Origin of the sequence: Nitrosopumilus sp. b3 (genome assembly GCF_014078525.1) — an archaeon.
GTDB lineage: Archaea > Thermoproteota > Nitrososphaeria > Nitrososphaerales > Nitrosopumilaceae > Nitrosopumilus.
This window is the reverse complement of record NZ_MU078694.1, coordinates 298,021-315,084: the sequence shown is the minus strand read 5'-3', so window position 1 is coordinate 315,084 and position 17,064 is coordinate 298,021. Positions and strand designations below refer to the sequence as shown.

The 17,064-nt window shown below is 32.5% G+C and carries 28 protein-coding genes and 1 tRNA gene; 11 read left to right on the top strand and 18 right to left on the bottom strand.

Features of this window, described 5'->3' with window-relative positions:
• Positions 1–26: 26 nt before the first annotated feature.
• Complete coding sequence (locus tag C6990_RS03845; protein WP_182129084.1) at positions 27–1,136, bottom strand: thiolase family protein; 1,110 nt, start codon at positions 1,134–1,136, stop codon at positions 27–29.
• Position 1,137: 1 nt separating this feature from the next.
• Positions 1,138–2,103: an LLM class flavin-dependent oxidoreductase gene (locus C6990_RS03840; RefSeq protein ID WP_182128544.1), complete on the bottom strand. Its 966-nt coding sequence runs from the start codon at positions 2,101–2,103 to the stop codon at positions 1,138–1,140.
• Positions 2,104–2,116: 13 nt separating this feature from the next.
• Here C6990_RS03840 and C6990_RS03835 point away from each other — a divergent pair, with 13 nt between their 5' ends.
• On the top strand, positions 2,117–2,350 hold the full coding sequence (locus C6990_RS03835) for a hypothetical protein (protein WP_182129130.1): 234 nt from the start codon (positions 2,117–2,119) through the stop codon (positions 2,348–2,350).
• A gap of 10 nt (positions 2,351–2,360) precedes the next feature.
• On the opposite strand, the gene C6990_RS03830 is transcribed toward C6990_RS03835, so the two are convergent.
• From C6990_RS03830 to C6990_RS03815, 4 genes are all read right to left on the bottom strand, one after another.
• Positions 2,361–3,029, bottom strand: coding sequence for a nucleotidyltransferase family protein (locus C6990_RS03830; RefSeq protein WP_182128542.1), 669 nt, complete (start codon positions 3,027–3,029; stop codon positions 2,361–2,363).
• A gap of 36 nt (positions 3,030–3,065) precedes the next feature.
• A complete protein-coding gene (locus C6990_RS03825) occupies positions 3,066–3,314 on the bottom strand; it encodes a hypothetical protein (RefSeq protein WP_255465181.1) in 249 nt (82 codons plus the stop codon).
• 129 nt (positions 3,315–3,443) lie between these two features.
• On the bottom strand, positions 3,444–3,833 hold the full coding sequence (locus C6990_RS03820; RefSeq protein ID WP_182128540.1) for a hypothetical protein: 390 nt from the start codon (positions 3,831–3,833) through the stop codon (positions 3,444–3,446).
• Between the two features lie 34 nt (positions 3,834–3,867).
• Positions 3,868–5,010, bottom strand: a complete 1,143-nt coding sequence (locus tag C6990_RS03815; protein WP_182128538.1) for a 5-(carboxyamino)imidazole ribonucleotide synthase — start codon at positions 5,008–5,010, stop codon at positions 3,868–3,870.
• A 108-nt stretch (positions 5,011–5,118) separates the two neighbouring features.
• Between C6990_RS03815 and purE the strand changes: the two genes are divergently transcribed.
• Positions 5,119–5,694, top strand: a complete 576-nt coding sequence (gene purE, locus C6990_RS03810; RefSeq protein WP_182128536.1) for a 5-(carboxyamino)imidazole ribonucleotide mutase — start codon at positions 5,119–5,121, stop codon at positions 5,692–5,694.
• Positions 5,695–5,696: 2 nt separating this feature from the next.
• On the opposite strand, the gene ilvA is transcribed toward purE, so the two are convergent.
• Complete coding sequence (gene ilvA, locus C6990_RS03805; RefSeq protein WP_182128534.1) at positions 5,697–6,905, bottom strand: threonine ammonia-lyase; 1,209 nt, start codon at positions 6,903–6,905, stop codon at positions 5,697–5,699.
• Positions 6,906–7,083: 178 nt separating this feature from the next.
• Positions 7,084–7,920, bottom strand: coding sequence for a hypothetical protein (locus C6990_RS03800; RefSeq protein ID WP_182128532.1), 837 nt, complete (start codon positions 7,918–7,920; stop codon positions 7,084–7,086).
• A gap of 71 nt (positions 7,921–7,991) precedes the next feature.
• On the opposite strand from C6990_RS03800, the gene C6990_RS10985 reads away from it, so the two are divergent.
• Positions 7,992–8,114, top strand: coding sequence for a hypothetical protein (locus tag C6990_RS10985; RefSeq protein WP_255465179.1), 123 nt, complete (start codon positions 7,992–7,994; stop codon positions 8,112–8,114).
• Positions 8,115–8,122: 8 nt separating this feature from the next.
• Complete coding sequence (locus C6990_RS03795; protein ID WP_182128530.1) at positions 8,123–8,923, top strand: adenylate/guanylate cyclase domain-containing protein; 801 nt, start codon at positions 8,123–8,125, stop codon at positions 8,921–8,923.
• Between the two features lie 14 nt (positions 8,924–8,937).
• Here C6990_RS03795 and C6990_RS03790 read toward each other — a convergent pair whose 3' ends face one another.
• On the bottom strand, positions 8,938–9,084 hold the full coding sequence (locus C6990_RS03790; protein ID WP_182128528.1) for a hypothetical protein: 147 nt from the start codon (positions 9,082–9,084) through the stop codon (positions 8,938–8,940).
• Positions 9,085–9,221: 137 nt separating this feature from the next.
• On the opposite strand from C6990_RS03790, the gene C6990_RS03785 reads away from it, so the two are divergent.
• The 3 genes from C6990_RS03785 (at position 9,222) to C6990_RS03775 (ending at position 10,403) form a co-directional block, all read left to right on the top strand.
• Positions 9,222–9,599 carry a hypothetical protein gene (locus C6990_RS03785; RefSeq protein ID WP_182128526.1) on the top strand — a complete coding sequence of 126 codons (378 nt, stop codon included), beginning with the start codon at positions 9,222–9,224 and terminating at the stop codon, positions 9,597–9,599.
• Positions 9,600–9,661: 62 nt separating this feature from the next.
• Positions 9,662–10,048, top strand: a complete 387-nt coding sequence (locus C6990_RS03780; protein ID WP_182128524.1) for a hypothetical protein — start codon at positions 9,662–9,664, stop codon at positions 10,046–10,048.
• 37 nt (positions 10,049–10,085) lie between these two features.
• Complete coding sequence (locus C6990_RS03775) at positions 10,086–10,403, top strand: hypothetical protein (RefSeq protein WP_182128522.1); 318 nt, start codon at positions 10,086–10,088, stop codon at positions 10,401–10,403.
• 76 nt (positions 10,404–10,479) lie between these two features.
• Here the strand turns inward: C6990_RS03775 and C6990_RS03770 are convergent, their stop codons facing one another.
• The 6 genes from C6990_RS03770 to C6990_RS03745 all read right to left on the bottom strand — a co-directional run bounded on the left by C6990_RS03770 (position 10,480) and on the right by C6990_RS03745 (position 12,500).
• Entirely contained in the window at positions 10,480–10,893 is a 414-nt protein-coding gene (locus C6990_RS03770; protein WP_182128520.1) for a VOC family protein, read from the bottom strand.
• A gap of 34 nt (positions 10,894–10,927) precedes the next feature.
• Complete coding sequence (locus C6990_RS03765; protein WP_255465178.1) at positions 10,928–11,143, bottom strand: Lrp/AsnC ligand binding domain-containing protein; 216 nt, start codon at positions 11,141–11,143, stop codon at positions 10,928–10,930.
• Positions 11,140–11,379 carry a hypothetical protein gene (locus tag C6990_RS03760; protein WP_182128516.1) on the bottom strand — a complete coding sequence of 80 codons (240 nt, stop codon included), beginning with the start codon at positions 11,377–11,379 and terminating at the stop codon, positions 11,140–11,142. The genes C6990_RS03765 and C6990_RS03760 overlap by 4 nt, the downstream gene beginning before the upstream one ends.
• A gap of 34 nt (positions 11,380–11,413) precedes the next feature.
• The gene (locus C6990_RS03755) at positions 11,414–11,701 is read right to left on the bottom strand and encodes a hypothetical protein (protein WP_182128514.1); all 288 of its coding nucleotides are present in this window, start codon (positions 11,699–11,701) and stop codon (positions 11,414–11,416) included.
• Positions 11,702–11,846: 145 nt separating this feature from the next.
• Positions 11,847–11,920 (bottom strand) — tRNA-Phe (locus C6990_RS03750).
• 43 nt (positions 11,921–11,963) lie between these two features.
• Positions 11,964–12,500, bottom strand: a complete 537-nt coding sequence (locus C6990_RS03745) for a cob(I)yrinic acid a,c-diamide adenosyltransferase (RefSeq protein WP_182128512.1) — start codon at positions 12,498–12,500, stop codon at positions 11,964–11,966.
• A 27-nt stretch (positions 12,501–12,527) separates the two neighbouring features.
• On the opposite strand from C6990_RS03745, the gene C6990_RS03740 reads away from it, so the two are divergent.
• A complete protein-coding gene (locus C6990_RS03740) occupies positions 12,528–13,115 on the top strand; it encodes an HD domain-containing protein (protein WP_342752460.1) in 588 nt (195 codons plus the stop codon).
• 6 nt (positions 13,116–13,121) lie between these two features.
• Entirely contained in the window at positions 13,122–13,346 is a 225-nt protein-coding gene (locus tag C6990_RS03735) for a hydrolase (RefSeq protein WP_182128510.1), read from the top strand.
• Here C6990_RS03735 and C6990_RS03730 read toward each other — a convergent pair.
• A complete protein-coding gene (locus C6990_RS03730) occupies positions 13,343–13,594 on the bottom strand; it encodes a hypothetical protein (RefSeq protein WP_255465177.1) in 252 nt (83 codons plus the stop codon). The genes C6990_RS03735 and C6990_RS03730 overlap by 4 nt on opposite strands.
• Positions 13,595–13,719: 125 nt before the next feature.
• Here C6990_RS03730 and C6990_RS03725 point away from each other — a divergent pair, with 125 nt between their 5' ends.
• Together C6990_RS03725 and C6990_RS03720 are read left to right on the top strand one after the other, a co-directional pair.
• Positions 13,720–14,067, top strand: a complete 348-nt coding sequence (locus tag C6990_RS03725; protein WP_182128506.1) for a hypothetical protein — start codon at positions 13,720–13,722, stop codon at positions 14,065–14,067.
• Between the two features lie 56 nt (positions 14,068–14,123).
• Positions 14,124–15,356, top strand: coding sequence for an ornithine cyclodeaminase, nickel-pincer nucleotide-dependent (locus C6990_RS03720; RefSeq protein ID WP_182128504.1), 1,233 nt, complete (start codon positions 14,124–14,126; stop codon positions 15,354–15,356).
• Here C6990_RS03720 and C6990_RS03715 read toward each other — a convergent pair.
• Positions 15,348–16,085 (bottom strand): RAD55 family ATPase, encoded by a 738-nt coding sequence (locus tag C6990_RS03715; RefSeq protein WP_182128502.1) that lies wholly within the window; start codon positions 16,083–16,085, stop codon positions 15,348–15,350. The two genes, C6990_RS03720 and C6990_RS03715, sit on opposite strands and share 9 nt — an antisense overlap.
• Before the next feature lie 78 nt (positions 16,086–16,163).
• A complete protein-coding gene (locus tag C6990_RS03710) occupies positions 16,164–17,015 on the bottom strand; it encodes a TrmB family transcriptional regulator (RefSeq protein ID WP_182128500.1) in 852 nt (283 codons plus the stop codon).
• Positions 17,016–17,064: the final 49 nt, after the last annotated feature.

Sequence of the window (17,064 nt, the reverse complement as noted above, 5' to 3'; positions counted from 1 at the left end):
ACCTTGAGATAGCTCTGTTTCAAAATTCATTTTTCCAAAACCAGCACTGTTGAGGATGTGGCAGCTGCTGACATGTTGTGAATTAATCCTACATTAACATTATCAACTTGGCGTTTATTTGCTTTTGACTGTAATTGTTGTGTGATTTCTATAGTTTGAGCAATGCCTGTTGCTCCAAGTGGGTGTCCTGAACCAATAAGTCCTCCTCTAGGATTAATTTTGAAATTATTTGTATCGTGTAGATCTTTGATGGTGTTGAGACCTTTTCCTGCTTTTGCAAAACCTAGAGATTCCAGTGCCATTGGTTCGCAAACAGAGAATGCGTCATGAATTTCTGCAGTATCAATATCTGTAATTGTTTTGTTTGCCATTTTTAACGCAGTATTGCATGCCAGTTTAGTTGACTCCATTGAACTCAATGACATGTTTTTAGTAAAACCTGCAGAAATTGTTTTTTGACCAATTCCTGTAATCCACACAGGCTGTTCTGTATTTTTTTTAATAAGATCCTCTGAAGCAAGGATTATTGAGGCACTACCTGTGCAAGGTCTTGAACAATCTAATAATCTGAGATCATCTGTTAATTTTTTAGAATTAACCACGTCATTAACGGAATATGTTTTGTCTGACATGGCATTTGGATTTTCTTTTGCCTGCTTGTGATTTTTAACTGGCACAACTGCTAAATCTTCCTCTGAAATCGAGAATTCTCGTTTGTATGATTTTGTAAAAATTGATGCCCAATAAATTGGATGTTTGTATTCTCCTCTTGAGTTATCCCATTCTAATATTTGTCCGGGGCTATCATATCTTTCTGCACCTGAGATGAGAACCATTTCTGCCAAACCTGAGGAAATATAAGAATATGCAGAAACAATTGAATTCGTGCCCGAATTACACAAACTTTCAATTGAATGTGCAATTTTTGGCTGAACGCCAATCATTTCTGATAAAACAGGGGAGAGATATTTTGCGTTATTATTTGTAGATACTAAAACTGCATCCACATCATTTCGGTTAATGTCAGAATTATTTTCAAAAAGATTTTTTGCAGATTTGAGTAAGATAGATTCTATTTTTTCATCCTCTTTTGAAAAAGGTGTCAACCCATATGCTAAAATTCCTACTTTTTTCATATCACTCATCTAGAAATGTTTTTTTGAATAACCTAAATGATTCTGATACATTACCGATAGGATTGAATTGCATTATTGGTAAATTAATTCCTGAATTTCTAAAGTTTGTTAATTGTTTTTTACATTCTTCTGATGTTCCAGCTATTACTAATGATTGTAGCATCGAATCTGAAATTAATTCATGATTTGTTTTGAGACCTGATTTTTTATATTCTTCATATATTGACTCTGTTTCGTTTTTGAATCCATTTTTTGCCAAAAAATCTCGATATATTTTTCCCACAGACACATAAAATGCTAATGTCTTTTTTGCTCGTTTAATAGCATCATCAGAATCTTCCGAAACACTTGTGATTATCTGACATGTAACATCTATTTTTTTCTTTGATTGCATTTTAGAAATTGTATTTTTCATTTCATTAATTGGTCTTAAATAAAAAATTACACCATCACCAATATCCCATGCTAAATTCACCATTTTTTGATTTATTGCAGCTAAATAGATTGGAATTGATAATCTCTTAGGTTTTATTAATAATGTAAAATTTTTCAAATTGAAAATACTTCCTTTGTAATTTACTGTTTTTCCAGATACGGCCAATCTAATAATTTCAACATATTCTTTCATTCGCTGTATTGGTGTGTCGAATTTACTTCCGTGAAAATATTCTACTATTGGAACACTACTAGTTCCGAGTCCAAGGATCAATCTTTCATTAGATAAAATATCGACAGTTGCAGCACCCATTGCAATTGTTGAAGGACTTCTTGAGTAGATGTTGATGATTGACGAACCAATTTTTTGATTTTTTGTTTTATTTGAAACTGCGCCTAACATCGAAAAATTTTCCATTCCCCATGTTTCAGGCACCCAAATAGAATCAACATTAGTTTTTGAGAGTACCTCTGAGCATTCTAAAACATTGTTAATGGATAGTAATGAGCCTAGGCTGCACCCAATACGCATGAAAATACTCTACATGGCGGATATTCTAGTGTATCTGTTTACAAATGAGTTAATTTTCATTGAGGTCGAGTATTATGAGAACAGATGTTCAGTCAAAATATTGACTGAACAATCATTTGTTGAAGAACTCCCTAAAGTTCCATCATTTTGGAATAATGCCACAAAATACGCATCCATAAGCAAAGATGAGTCTTTTGTTGAAGAGGTAGCATACATGATGGTTACGCTTCACAGAACTGGCGCATAAAAATTATTTTTTATTTTATTATTTTTTCTATCTCTAAAGAACATTCTTCCATATCTTTGAATGAATCTATAGAGTACCATTTAACATTTTTAAATTTAACCGTGTTTAGTTTGCCTTTTTTAGCATAATCTGGAAATACTGTTTTTTCTATATCTCCTTTAGAGGGTAAGTCTTTTAGAATTTCTTTTTCCAGATAATATATCCCTGCATTCATCCATGAATCTGTAATTTCTTTTTTCTCTCTAAATTTTATAATTTTATCATCATTTGTTTCTAATATGCCAAAATTTGTTCGCAGTTCAATTGATGCAATTGCATTTGATTTATTTTTCAATTTATTCAAATCTATGTTTGTTATAGTGTCTCCATTAATTACAAAAAAAGATTTTTCATTAATCATTTTACCTGCTTTTTTAATAGCTCCTCCAGTACCTAGTGGTGTTTTTTCAACTGAAAATTTAATTTTAATCCCTATTTTTTTTACATTAAGGTGATTTTCAATTGTTTCTTGTTTGTAGCCAGTACAGATGATTATTTCATCTATCCCAAATTTTTTCAGATATTTAATTTGCCATTCAATTATAGGGATATTTTTTAATGGAACCAGGGGTTTTGGCACATAATCAGTTATTGGTCGTAATCTTTTGCCACGTCCACCTGCTAAAATTATTGCTTTCAATATACTTGGCTTATTTTTAGAGTATATGAAAATTCTCTATTTTGTTTTTTTAACTTCATCTTTTTTTACAACCTCTTCCATTTTCATTGCAAATTCATTGTAAATTTTTTCAAGATCTTTTAGAGGCATATCTATTCCAAGCATTTTGATTGTTTTCTTCCATGATTCAATGTATTTTTCATCATCTAATCCTTTTCCAAGTGTTTCAGCAATGGAGTGTACTCCTTCTGTTTTCCCTAATGCATAAATTGCAATTTCTCTGTCTGTTGGCATTATTTTAGTCATTTTCTGTTAGATAGTAATGTAGTTCAGTATAACATTCTACGCAATATTCTTGAAAATCTGTATGATCACAATCATATACTTTTTTGACATCATTTTCACATTTTGCACATGTAGGCATGGTATTTTCAATTAGGATTTTGAGATTTTGATGGCGCCTAAAGCTAATTGAATTGCTGCTGGAATAAACATCATTACCATCGATGAAATTGGATCTCTGTCTGAAGATTCAGCTGCAGGTGCTGGGTTTACTAAAACTACTATTCCACCAATAACGATTAAGATGCCTGAGATAATTATCATGACTCCCAATCCCTTTGATGGTTCTTTTCTAGAAATGAAAAATGCAATTATTGGCAATATTAGTGCAGGCCCTCCAAGACCCATTCCCCTTTGCATGTGATCTAAGGGTAAAAATCCATGATCACTATCTGATGACATTGCAACTGCTACATCTGCAGCATAAAGTACAAGCAATCCTATTGCAATTCCAGTAAGGATTAATGAAATAGTTAGTGCCATATAGGATTTTTTTCTTCACAATTAATAAACTTAATCAGATTGATTGCACTACTGCCCTATCTTTGAGAGTCTCAAGTTTTTTAATTAATTCATCAATAGATTCACCTTTACTTCCAACCAGATTTAAATGACCTAGTTTTCTTAGCGGTTTTGAAATTTTCTTGCCATACATTTTCAAAAACAAATTGTCCTCTGAAATTTTAAGTGGTTTGTATTCTCCTTGAAATTCTTTAGATCCTAGAATATTGTACATGATGGTGTTATGAAGTAATTTGGTGCTGCCTAACTCCAATCCTAAAATTGCCCTAAGATGCTGTTCAAATTGCGATGTTTCACTAGATTGTAAAGTATGGTGTCCTGAATTATGAACTCGTGGAGCTATTTCATTAATTATGACATCATCATTTGTTGTAACAAACATTTCAATACCAAATGTTCCTGCACCTTTTAGTACAGCCATTGTTTTTTCTGCTATTTGTTCTGCTTTTTTTGAAATATTTTCTGAAACTCTAGCAGGAGCAATCGTTTCTCTCAAAATACTTGTTTCATGTATGTTTTCTACTAATGGGTATGTCTTAATTTGACCTTTAGTGTTTCTTGATGCAATTACTGAAACTTCCATTTTAAATGATACAAATTTTTCCAAGAGTAATGATTGTCCTTTGAAATAATCATATGCTGCTTGTATTTCCTCTTCTGAATTAATTTTATAATTGCCTCTGCCATCATAGGCATCCCGACGTGCTTTTAGCATTGCAGGATATCCAAATTTTTTCAATCCTTCTTTCACATCATCAATATTATTTATTTCAAGAAAATCGGGGACTGGAATATTGTTTTTTAATAAAAATGATTTTTGTAAGAATTTGTCTTGGATAATTTTTAATGTTTCAGGTGATGGGTTTATTTCAGCTTTATTTTCAACAGACTTTAAGACGTCACTATCTCCTGATTCAATTTCATAAGTTATGATATCTGATTTATTGGCTAAATCAATTATGGCATTTTTATCTTTAAAGTCAGATATGATCTGCTCTGCACCTACTTGTGATGCAGGACAGTTCTTTGTAGGATCTAAGACAATAATTTTTGATATATGTTCTGGCATTTTTTTTGCTGCCTCAGTGATCATCATTCCAAGTTGTCCCCCACCAATAATGCCTAGAACTTTTGCCATTACAACCACATCAAATATCGATTAAAAATAGGTAATGTTGATTTGAACAACTTTGTCGGATTTTTTCTAATAGTTATAGATAATTAGTCTCATGTTTTTTCTATTATTATGACATATTCCAAAAAACCATTAGTTGGAATAATCATGGGTTCTAGTTCAGATAGTAGAGTCATGCAAGGCGCATCTGAAATATTAGATCAATTTAAAATCAAACATGAAGATCAAATTGTTTCGGCCCATCGTACACCTTCCAGATTAGCAGAATATGCACAACATGCAGAAAAAATGGGATTTAGTGTAATTATTGCAGGAGCTGGTGGCGCTGCACATTTACCTGGAATGATTGCGTCACATACTGTAATCCCAGTAATTGGTGTTCCCATACTAGTCTATAATGACAAACATCCAAAAAAAAATGACGCATCAAAATTTTCAGCATTTGGTGGGTTGGATTCATTGTTATCAATCACTGAAATGCCATCAGGTTCTCCAGTTGTGGCTGTTGGAATAAACAAAGCAGGAAATGCTGGAATTTATGCAATGAAAATTCTTGCAAATCAATTTCCAGAGCTAAAAAAGAAGCTAAAACTGCACAAATCTACACAGCATAATTCTGTAATTAAAGAATCTGAACAATTAAAGAAAGAAGGCCTTTCTAAATTTGCCAAAAAGAAATTCAAATAATATCAAGTCATTAATTTGAATTGAATATTTTTCTTCTTTAGAGATTCAATTAATAGATCAGCTTGTGCCTGACCCTGTGTTTCTAGACTTAGAGTTACACCAGCAGAACCTGCATTGATATGTGAACTAAGTCTGTCATGGACAACCTCTACAATATTTGCATTTGCAAGTGTTATCTCATCTACAATTTCTTTGAATGCTCCAGGTCTATCTGGAAGTAGTATTGATAATTTCAACAATCTGCCCATTGCTGCAAGACCTTTGTCTACAATTTGGCCTAAAAGATACATGTCAACATTACCTCCTGCCAAAACAGCTACAACTTTTTTTCCAGGTGACGGTTTTTTTGAAATAAGATATGCCAAGCTTACTGCTCCAGCAGGCTCTACTACAAATTTCATGCGTTCCATCAATAGAAACATTGCTTTTGTAATTTCAGTGTCATCTACTAGAACAATTTCATCAATCAACTCTTTGATTATTCCAAATGTTAATTGCCCAGGAACTTTTACTGAAATACCATCAGCAATAGTACGTGCCCCTCCACTTGATGTGATAGAACCCTGTTTTAACGAATCATACATTGAAGGAAATGATCTTGATTGAACGCCTACAACTTTAATGTCTGGATTTTTTTCTTTTATTGCAATTAGAGTTCCCGCTGCTAATCCACCACCACCTATCGGTACATACACTTCATCTGCATCAGGTAAATCTTCAAGAATTTCTAATCCTATCACTCCTTGTGCTGCAATTATTTGAGGATCATCAAAAGCATGAATCATAGTTGCTTTAGTCTCATTAGCAATCTCATGGGCTTTAGCTGAAGATTCATCATAGTTTATTCCTTCAAGGATTACTTTTGCACCATATCCTTTAGTTGCTGCTACTTTTGCAGGAGATGCATTTTTTGGCATTACTATGGTGCAAGGTATTTTTTCCAATGATGATGCAAACGCAACACCTTGTGCATGGTTTCCTGCTGATGCTGCAACAACACCGTATTTTTTTTCTTCATCTGAAAGTGATTGGATTTTGTAATATGCTCCACGAATTTTAAATGAACCTGTTTTTTGTCTAAATTCTGCTTTTAGATATACATCTGATTCAGTTAATTCACTAAATGTGCTGGAATGTATTAACGGGGTCTTCCTAATTTCATTACCTCGTAATGAATTTGCCTTTACAATTTCATCATATGATGGATTCATTGGAAATGTTGCTATTGATAAGCCGTATTTGACTTCTTCTATAGAAAAATTACAATTTTAGTCAAATTTTGTGCTGAAATTTGCAGGAATGCCTAAATAGTTCTAAATTTGTGTTCAAATCATATCAAGGGATCGGAACTCCCCTTTGAGAAAATTCTCATTTTCCGGTTCCTTGATCTTAATTCAAAACACGTTCTAATTCATCTAAACGTTTCAGAATACTTTCTTTAACCGAGCTTGACATTTTTCTAGCATCAAACAATCCCTCTTTCATTTCGTTTTTGACAAATTCTAAATCAATTGTACATAAACAACCTTCCTCACCCGATACTAATCTGGAGTCGTCAATCATTACAGGACTTGTTTGGTATGTTTCAACTAAGAGAGAGTCTAATTCGTTAAACAGCAAAGATTTTTTTTCAGATAATTTTTTAAAATCTACTCCCGCATCTTTTTCAATTTCTGCATACACTTTTTCTCTAAACTCATCATTTTCGTAAAATACTTCGAATAATTTTTGATGATCAAAATCTTTGTATCCCATTTCTTTTAGTTTATTCAACACAAATTGATCGCTGTTATCTGAAAGTTCTTGTTCTTTATTTTTAGTCAAATCTACAATCTGGGCTAATTCCTTTTGAGTGTCAATTACCCTTTGATCTGGTTTGTAATATAATAAAACATGAAACTGTAATGATATGTGGCCTGAGATCAAATAACTCCCTTCCATAATCTCAAATTTTGTAAAAATTCTCCTCAAATCTTCATTATTTGAAATCGACACATCATGCACAGACCAATCTTTAAGAGAGTCATTAATTTTTTGAAAGTAATCTGTAATTAGTTTAGGATCAAATGTTTTTTGTTCAGTAATTGTTGAATCACCTAACATTACTTTTATGTCTATCATTTGTGTAAGTTGGGAGATCTTTTCTAGGCATTTTTTTTGTATGACTTCGTTTTTTTGATTCAGCAATTGTATGAAATCATTGGGGGATCGTGTTCCTAATCGCACAAAAATAAACAAAATATTGCTCTCCTTAAACCTTCATCAATCTCTAAATATTCAAAATGGGTATTTCAGGCATGGCTAAAATCCCTATTCAATGCATTCATTGTAATGAAGAAATTTCTGAATATTATGATGAGACCTATAAGGGGGTAAGAGGAAAATGCATTTTCTGTGAGGTAGATTTTCCATTAGAATGAGGATATAGATGACTGAAAAAAATGATAAAAACCAAGAATTTGACAAGTCATCTCACAATAGTGATGTAGTAGATATGCTTCTAAGCAAAAATGAAGATAGCGTAGTTGATTTTGAAACAATGATTCTAGAAACCCAAAAACGTGTTTGGGGATCTCTCAAAAAAGGCTATGAGTATTCTGGAATGGCAGATGAATCAGAGAAATTTCTAAGAAAAAATGTCTTTTTAAAATTAGATATGGTTGTTTTGTATGTAGATTTGGTTGGTTCAACTACGATGACATTGGAAATGCCTGCTGAAAAAATTGCCATTATTGTTAGTTCGTTTTCCCAAGAGATGGCGTCAGTCATTAGACAGCATCAAGGTTATGTGTTGAAATTTGTAGGTGATGCTGTAATTGGGTATTTTGTTGCTGAAGGTAATTCGTTATTGGCAGCTGACAATGCTGTAAATTGTGCAAAATCAATGATTTCTGTAATTCAAAAAGGAATTAATCCTATTCTAAATCAATATGATTACCCAGATTTGATGGTTAAGATTGGAATCGATTTTGGTCAAAACATTGTTGTAAGGTATGGGGCTGATGCTGAAAACTCACATGTGGATTTAATGGGGCCTGCTATGAACATTGCAGCTAAAATTCAAGGAATGGCAAAACCTAATCAGATTTTAATTGGTAGTGATGTCTATCAAAAACTACATCCTACAACTCAAAAAAAATTCCTTGAAATCATTTGGAAAAATAATGAATGGCGATTTAGATCCAGAGTAACTGGAGAAATTTACAAAGTATACGAGTTAAAAGGATAATTTTTTAAAAAATCTTACACAGTGAATTTATCTGGACATTCAACATGTTCATAGTGATGTTCTGTAAATTTTTCTTGAACTACATAAATTACAATTTTGTGAAGATCTTTTTCTTTGATGTCTTTTTTGCATTTTAGACATGTCTTTTTCAAATCAATCATGCGTAATAGCGATCAAAATACCGAATCTATAAGGATCAGCGATCAGCTCAATTTGAGCAAAAACGCCTGAGGTTTTACAAAACAGTATATCAAACGCCTAAAGTAATGCAGAAATATGGCAAATTCAATGAATTTGTGTGGATGATATAGCAATAAAGCACTTACAAGACCTTTACGGATTAAATCCAAATATTCCGCATATGGCATTTTTATTCCCAAGACTACCTCCTGGTCTTACAAACCCTATGTTCAAAATTTATCAAAATCCTATGAAAGAGCAATTTCTAAAGAACGCAGGGACAATAAACCAAAAACTTCAAGGATTCCAACAAATGTATCAACAACATGCTGCAGGATTGCTTACCATGAATTCTGGAATAGTTCCGCCAGGTCACCCACTATATACAAGACAAAATTCTGTAGAAACACTTCAAAATGAAAATGACAAATTATTAAAAGAAAATTTGGAATTAAAGAAAAAATTAGATAAAGAATCAAAACCCAAAAATCATTGAATAAATTTTCAATTCAAAACTTGAGTGAGAATCCTTATTAGTTTCATAAATCAAATCGCTTTATGGTAAAAACTCCAGCTGACAAATGGAAAGATACCATAGTGAAATATAGAAAACAATGTCAAAGTATTCTAAAAATATCTAAAAATATCCGATATGCAGGGGTTGTTAATGCGTATGGTAGAACGCTAACTGGAATGGTTAAACCTAATCTTAAACCTTTACTAAAATCTGAACAAGTGAAGAATGAATTCTTCATCATTTCAACACTAATGTCATTAAGAAAAGAGACTGTTAGTACTGTTGGAAAACTAGAGCATGTGATTTTGCAGCATCAAAAAGTTACAATTGTAATATTGCAAAAAAATAATGTGACATTTTATGTTTCTATTGATAGAAAAGAAAAAGGATTGGATAAAATTCTGTCATCCATTAAAAAAGTAATCTAGTAGTTGTATTTTAATAAGAATCAAATTCTGTATAATTATGAATAAATCTTTAGGGGATTACAACGTAGCAAAGTCATCCTCAATAAATGTGAGAAATATTGTGTGGACAACAAAAAATTTACAAGAACCTGAAAAATTTAAAAGTAAAAAAAGTAGTTTAAGTAAAAAATCTTTGCCTACCAACATCATTTATGGTGAGAAACCACAACAAAATTTGAAAGTGGAAAAAGTTTTCAAAATTAATCAAGAGAATGTAGAGAAATTAAAATGTGAAAATAGTTTGAATAAAAAATTTCAAAAATCATCTGCAAATAATTGTAAAATCAAACAAGGTTTTAAAAGACCTGGACGCTAATATCATAAAATAAATTTAATCAAAAAGGATTTGAAAAATAAGAGATTCAGATTAATCTTTATCTAAAAAAGATAATCTAAGACGGTGTAAATCCATGGTATCCGCCAGTTTGTTGCTCCTTATCTGCAAAGTTTGGTTCAAACAATGAGATTAGATAGTCATCAGGATCTAAAATTACTGCATTTTTTCCTGCTTCGCGTTCAACAATATCGCGATGAATTCTAACCCCTTTTTCTTTTAATTCTTCAACTGCGGACTGAACATCGCCTACAAGGAATCCTATTGTAATCCCATTATCAATGGAACTTCCAACATGCTGTGCAGTCAATGATGCTGGATGTAAACTCAACATGGCTCCAGAAGTACCTAGGTCAACCCAAGATCTTCTTTGATTTTTGATTGGTAGTCCTATTAATTCGTGATAGAATTGTATAGACTTGTCTATGTCTTTTACAGCCAATATGACATTTCCAACTTTTTTGATATTCACAAATAGTCTACCTCAAAGTTGTTTAAATCCATTGTCATTGAACTTCTACCATGGTTTCAGTCCTCTCGACCCCACTGATTTTTTGAATAATTGTGGCAACTTCCTTAATCTGACTCAGTTCTTTGACATCAACTATTGCAACTGCGTCAAATTGTCCGCTTGTTGGAAATGAATCGGATATAGAAGATATTTTTCTGAGTCTTGCAGCTATGAGTTTTTTTGGTGATTTTACCAAAATTATTGCTCTCACCAACCAAGATTCACCTCCACCTCAATTAGAGTCTCAGTAGTTACAATATCTTTTATTTTTTTAAAATCAATCACCATCCCATTAATTTCATCAATATTTCCCTGTAAAATTACACTGATGTCTGCCCTACCTGTGACCACCATGATTTGCTTAACAATCTTCCTTTTTTTCTTTAATATTTCAACAACAGAATCTACCTTCCCAGGTTTCACTGTAATCAGACATAATGCACGCATACAAAGTATATGTTAAAGGATCGGATAAAGATTCCTAGTCAAAGGCTTCTTGAGATCTTGCTTCTTCAAGATATGCGCGTCTTTCCTCATTTACCTTTTCTTGATCAATTTCTATATCATCATCAACTATTACAATCCCCATGTCACCAATTGGCTCTTCTTTTGCTTTTTTACCCTTTGATTTTGTAGTTTTTGCTTTTGATTTAGAAGTTTTTCCAGTCTTGCTAGTTTTTGCTTTTGATTTTGTAGTTTTTGCTTTAGTCGTTTTTTTCTTAGCCGATGCTTTTTTTACATCTTTTTTTACTGCCTTTTTTTCAGCCATGAATGTCGAAAAACAAGAGTTTGCCTTGTTTTTAAAGATTTTGCATGATTAAACTTATTTCAAAAATTTACCTAAAGTCATTTTTATGATTTTTCGTAATTTCCATTTTCAATCTAATGAAAATTTTCCTATGATTTTGAAAAGATGCCAGGGGCGGGATTTGAACGCGCGACAGCCCGGTCTTCAGCCGAGTGCTCTCCCAGGCTGAGCTACCCTGGCACTTAGAAAAATGCAATCAGTTGAGGAATTAAAGTTTGTCTTTTTAGATCTTCCATAGAATGTCATCTTTGTTTTTTCTCTTATTGATTAAGCGGCTAACTACAAAAAGCAAATCAGATAATCTATTTAGGTAGATAATGCAATTTGAATTAATTTCATTTTTTTCAGTCAAATGAACTACGTGTGTTTCTGCTCTTCTAACAATTGTTCGCACATAGTGCAATTGGGCTGCTGCAATATCTCCTCCAGGTAAGATAAAATTAGTCAATGGTGGTAATTCTGATTCAAATTTGTCAATAGTAGATTCCAAGTTTTGAATCATTTTCAATGAAACTCTATTTTTAATATCATTTAGATTTGGATTTGAAAGATCAGCCCCTACCAAAAATAACTCATTTTGTAAAAGTGTCAAAAGATTAGTAATATCTTCATCTAATGAATTTGTCAAAACAACACCTAATGCTGCGTTAGCTTCATCCACTGTTCCATATGCAATAATTCGAGGGTGAGATTTGGATATTCGTAAATTTCCCTGAACTCCAGTGTTTCCGTCATCGCCTGTTTTTGTATATATTTTCAACAACCTTTCATGTCCGAATTAACTATTATGTTATTCGAAAAATATGAAAATTCATTAGTAGAATCACAATATTTTAAATCAATGATATTGAATTTTTTTAAAAATGTGGCAAATCTAAAAAATGTAGTAAGGCAAGGATGGGTTGACAAACTTTCCATAGATGACCCTGAATCCGTTGCAGATCATTCGTATTCTATGGCACTTATTGGTATGGTGATTTCTGATATGAATAATTATAATTCGGAAAAAATTCTCAAGATGATATTACTTCATGATTTGGCTGAATCTGAAATTGGTGATTTTACACCAAATCAATTAGATAAAGAAAAAAAGAAACAATTAGAAAATAATGCATTTACTAAAATAATTCAAGATTTGCCTGATAATTTACAAATAAAATACTCTGAAATTTGGAACGAGTATCAAGAACATATTTCACCCGAATCAAAACTGGTTCATCAATTTGATAGATTAGAGATGATACTGCAGGCTAAAATATATCAAAAGGCAGGTCATCCAAAAGAAAAGTTACAATCATTTTTTGAATCTGCAGAAAAAGACATTGTTGATAAAAGATTAAAAGAATTATTTATGCAGATTATTGATGACAAATAATTAAAAATGTCTGAAAGAAGTAAAGATGATCTAATTGATGCGCAGAAGCAAGTCATAGGTGTATTATTTGAAGTAATTAAAAGATTACAGGCAAACAATGATCTTGATGAAGAATATTTTAAAATAATTTCCGAGGATATCAAAAATGAAACTCGTCTTAATGAAATTATTAATGAGAGAACCGAAAACGCAAAAATTGCCGGAAGATTATTGGAGCAGTTGGAAGTTTAATTTCCACAACTACAATCATCATCAGAAATTATTCTCAAATGGGCTGTTTGCTGATACTTGTCTTGAACATAGTTTGAAAGATTAACTATTCTGATTCTAGAGTCCCTGCTAGACCAACTACCTTCGTTTTCAAACCAAAATTCAATCTCATCAACATCATACCGTTCATTATTTTCAACAAGTTTCTGAAAAATTGATTTAATCTCATCAACGTCAGATTCAGTTAATTTTGATTTGTCTTCTACCATGGTTGTGATCTCATTTAATTTAATGATCACATTATTGGTCAAAGGCATACTGTCAAAAAAGACAGGATTCTATAACTATCTTTTGAAGAGATATTGTTTTTATAACAAATCAATAACTTGAGAACATGCAATATTTTCAGGCTCTAAAATTAGGACAAAAACGAGTTGCTGAAGCAAGAGAGTATCTTAACAAATTAACTGATGGTAGAGCCATGCCTGCATTGGCATTATCCGATACAAAATCAAATGTATGGCAACCTGTAGGAGAGGAAAATTTGTATGCCTTTGTAGACGAATCAGCAGGATTTGTATTGACTGATAATAGCGGATACATACTAGCACTAGTGGATAAAACCGGGGCATCGAAAACTATTGTGCAAGGAGTAACACAACAACAAAAAGAAATCTTAGAAAAAACATTCAAAGAAGACAACATTTCAAAGTTCGAGGGCAAAGTAATTCTCCCCGTATGATCATAGCCTTAAAGAAAAACGTAACCTTTAGTTATCATAATGCAGAGTGAAATAAAATGAGTAAATTTTCACAAGAAATACAAGTTAGCGGTCATTTAATTGATTCGTCCATTCTGACTAAGATCTTTGATAAAATTATGGATCTACATGGAGAATTCCAAGTGGAGGAGATCAATATTGGTAAACGAAAAAAAGATCAGTCTTTTGCAAGGCTGCTTGTAAAGGGGAAAAATCAGAAGCATCTAGACGAGATTTTAGAAACTGTGTATAGAGAGGGAGCAGTATCAAAAATACAGCAAGAAATAACATTAAAAAAATCTCCAAAAAATTGCGTTATGCCAGATAATTTTTACAGTACAACAAACAATCACACTCAAGTTTTCTATAAAGAACAATGGATACAGGTTGAAAATATGATGATGGACAAGTGTATCGTCGTAAAGCAAAACAGAGCGTTTTGCGTACCTGTTAGAGATATTAAAAAAGGAGACATGATAATTGTTGGAGAAAAAGGAATTAAAATCACACCCCCTGAGCGTCCAAGAGAAGGAGTTAATGTATTTGAGTTTATGGGAAGTTCAAGTTCTAGTGAACGTCCAACACAACATATTGCAAAACAAGTTGCAGACGACATATACAATACCAAAAAGAATGGCGGTAAGATTGTCATCGTTGGAGGTCCTGCAATTGTACATACTGGTGCAGATGATGCAGTATCAGAATTAATTAGAGCAGGGTATATCGATGGAGTCCTAGCTGGAAATGCACTTGCAGTCCACGATATAGAATATGCTACTCTGGGAACATCACTGGGAATGAATGTTCATGATGCAACTCTTGCATATCACGGTCATAGAAATCACATGGATACGATTAATGCAGTATTCAAAGCAGGTTCCATTGCAAACATGGTAAAAACCAAGAAACTCAAAAAAGGAATAATGTATGAGTGTATAAAAAATAAAGTTCCATTTGTGTTGGCAGGATCTATTAGAGACGATGGTCCACTACCTGATGTCATTACAGATGTAGCTCAAGCACAAAGGGAGTATAAAAAAATTTTAAAAGATGCTAGCATGGTAATTATGATTTCAACAATGCTTCATTCCATTGCAACAGGCAATATGCTACCTGCAAATGTCAAAGTTATAGTAGTGGATATCAATCAACCAACGGTTACAAAACTTATGGATCGTGGGACCTGGCAAGCTTTGGGAATTGTTTCAGATGTGGGAGCATTTTTACCATTAGTTGTAGCTCAACTCAGAAAAAAGAAATCATCAAGGTAAAAGTCTAGGATGCAGTAAATGCATACCATCTGAATCAAATTCAACAGGATGTATTTGCTCACTATGTTTGACTCCTCGCATTTTAGTAACCTGAATTGTTCTCTCCATAGTATCACCTGTTCTATTATGTCGAAGTTGAACAATCCCAGAAGTCACAAACCATTCTAAAGGCATTTCATCATTTTTAGAATCTTCAGATAAGATTAAACTGGTTACCCCAAAATTTTCCAAAGCTTGAACCATTGCTTGCAATCCCTGTCTCATACTGAATTTATCTGAATATTGTAAAGATAAAATTGTGACAGAATCAATTACAACTCTTTTGGCTTCTATTCTTTTTATGCTGCTGAGAATTAATTTAGTTAAATGCTCAAATGGTAAATTTTCTCCTCTGTAAAGAGAATCATCTTTTCCAATTAATTCATCCTGTATCTTAAATGGTCTTGCGTCAACCATCAAAATCTTATCATCAGATATCAAATTATCAAAATCCCATCCGTATGAAATGCAGTCGTTTTTGATCTCCTGGATGTTTTGAGACATTGTTACATAAACACCGGGTTCATCAAAATCTTTGGCACCTGCGTAGAGATATTGTAACCCAAAAGTAGTCTTTCCACTTCCAGGCGGTCCTGAAACTGTAACAGAACGCCCTGCTTTCATTCCTCCTGAAATAACCGTATCCAATCCGGGTATTCCTGTCTTCACTTTAGAATATGTAGATTCCATATCTATAACAAGGATAAGGTAAATTTTCTATATAAAGAGGGGTACTAGTTTGAATCTGACAAAAATATTTCCATAAGATTACAGATGAATATTCTTTGAATTAGTCCACATTGATTCAAATAATAATTTCATTGCATACACCATTGAATTTGAATTTGTCCACATTGCATAAGGTTCATCTAGAGATACGGCATTTTTAGTAAAAAACAGCATCTCGCTATTATCTTTTAAAATAAAACACAGATGATTTTCTACATCAGTATGTAGTTTTTTAATATTTTTTCTTTCTAAATCATCAAAGATGTATGTTGTTTTATCAGTACATCCACTTAACAATCTGAATTTTTGTTTTGATTTTACAAAAGATTCGAGGAAATCTCCATGATATAGTTTAAGATAATCTTTTTCAGAACCTAGAATTAAAAATTCATCATTATGACTGTCAGTCATTTCAGTTATTTTTGAATGAATTTGATTCGAACCTTGTAGCATCTGGAATTTTTCTTCAACTTCTGGATGCATAGAATCAAATGTTGGGATATTGTCCCATAACTTTGATAACCCTTGTTCCATTCTTTCAAGAGATTTTACACGTTCTTTTTCAGAATTTACTAATATCCAAATAGCTTTCTCTAAAGGTAATGCTATAAACTGTATTGGGTGTTGAAATGTAGCAGATACAATTCCTTTATTTTGTAATGCAGACAATAAATGATAGGTTTCAGTACGGGGTAATTTCAATGATTTGCAAACTTCGGGAGCAGTCTTTGAGCCATATTTTCCAAGATAAATGAATACCTTGCTTTGATTTGATGTTAATCCAAATTCCGATAATTTCGTTTGAACTTTTTCCACTGAAAGTTTGTACTCATACATTTTCGAATCAGGTGATGAGTCAAATACTGATTCTTGGGCGTTTTCTTTTGGCATCTTTATTCAGGATCATCATTAAGAAATCACTGAACTATATTGTAGTAAA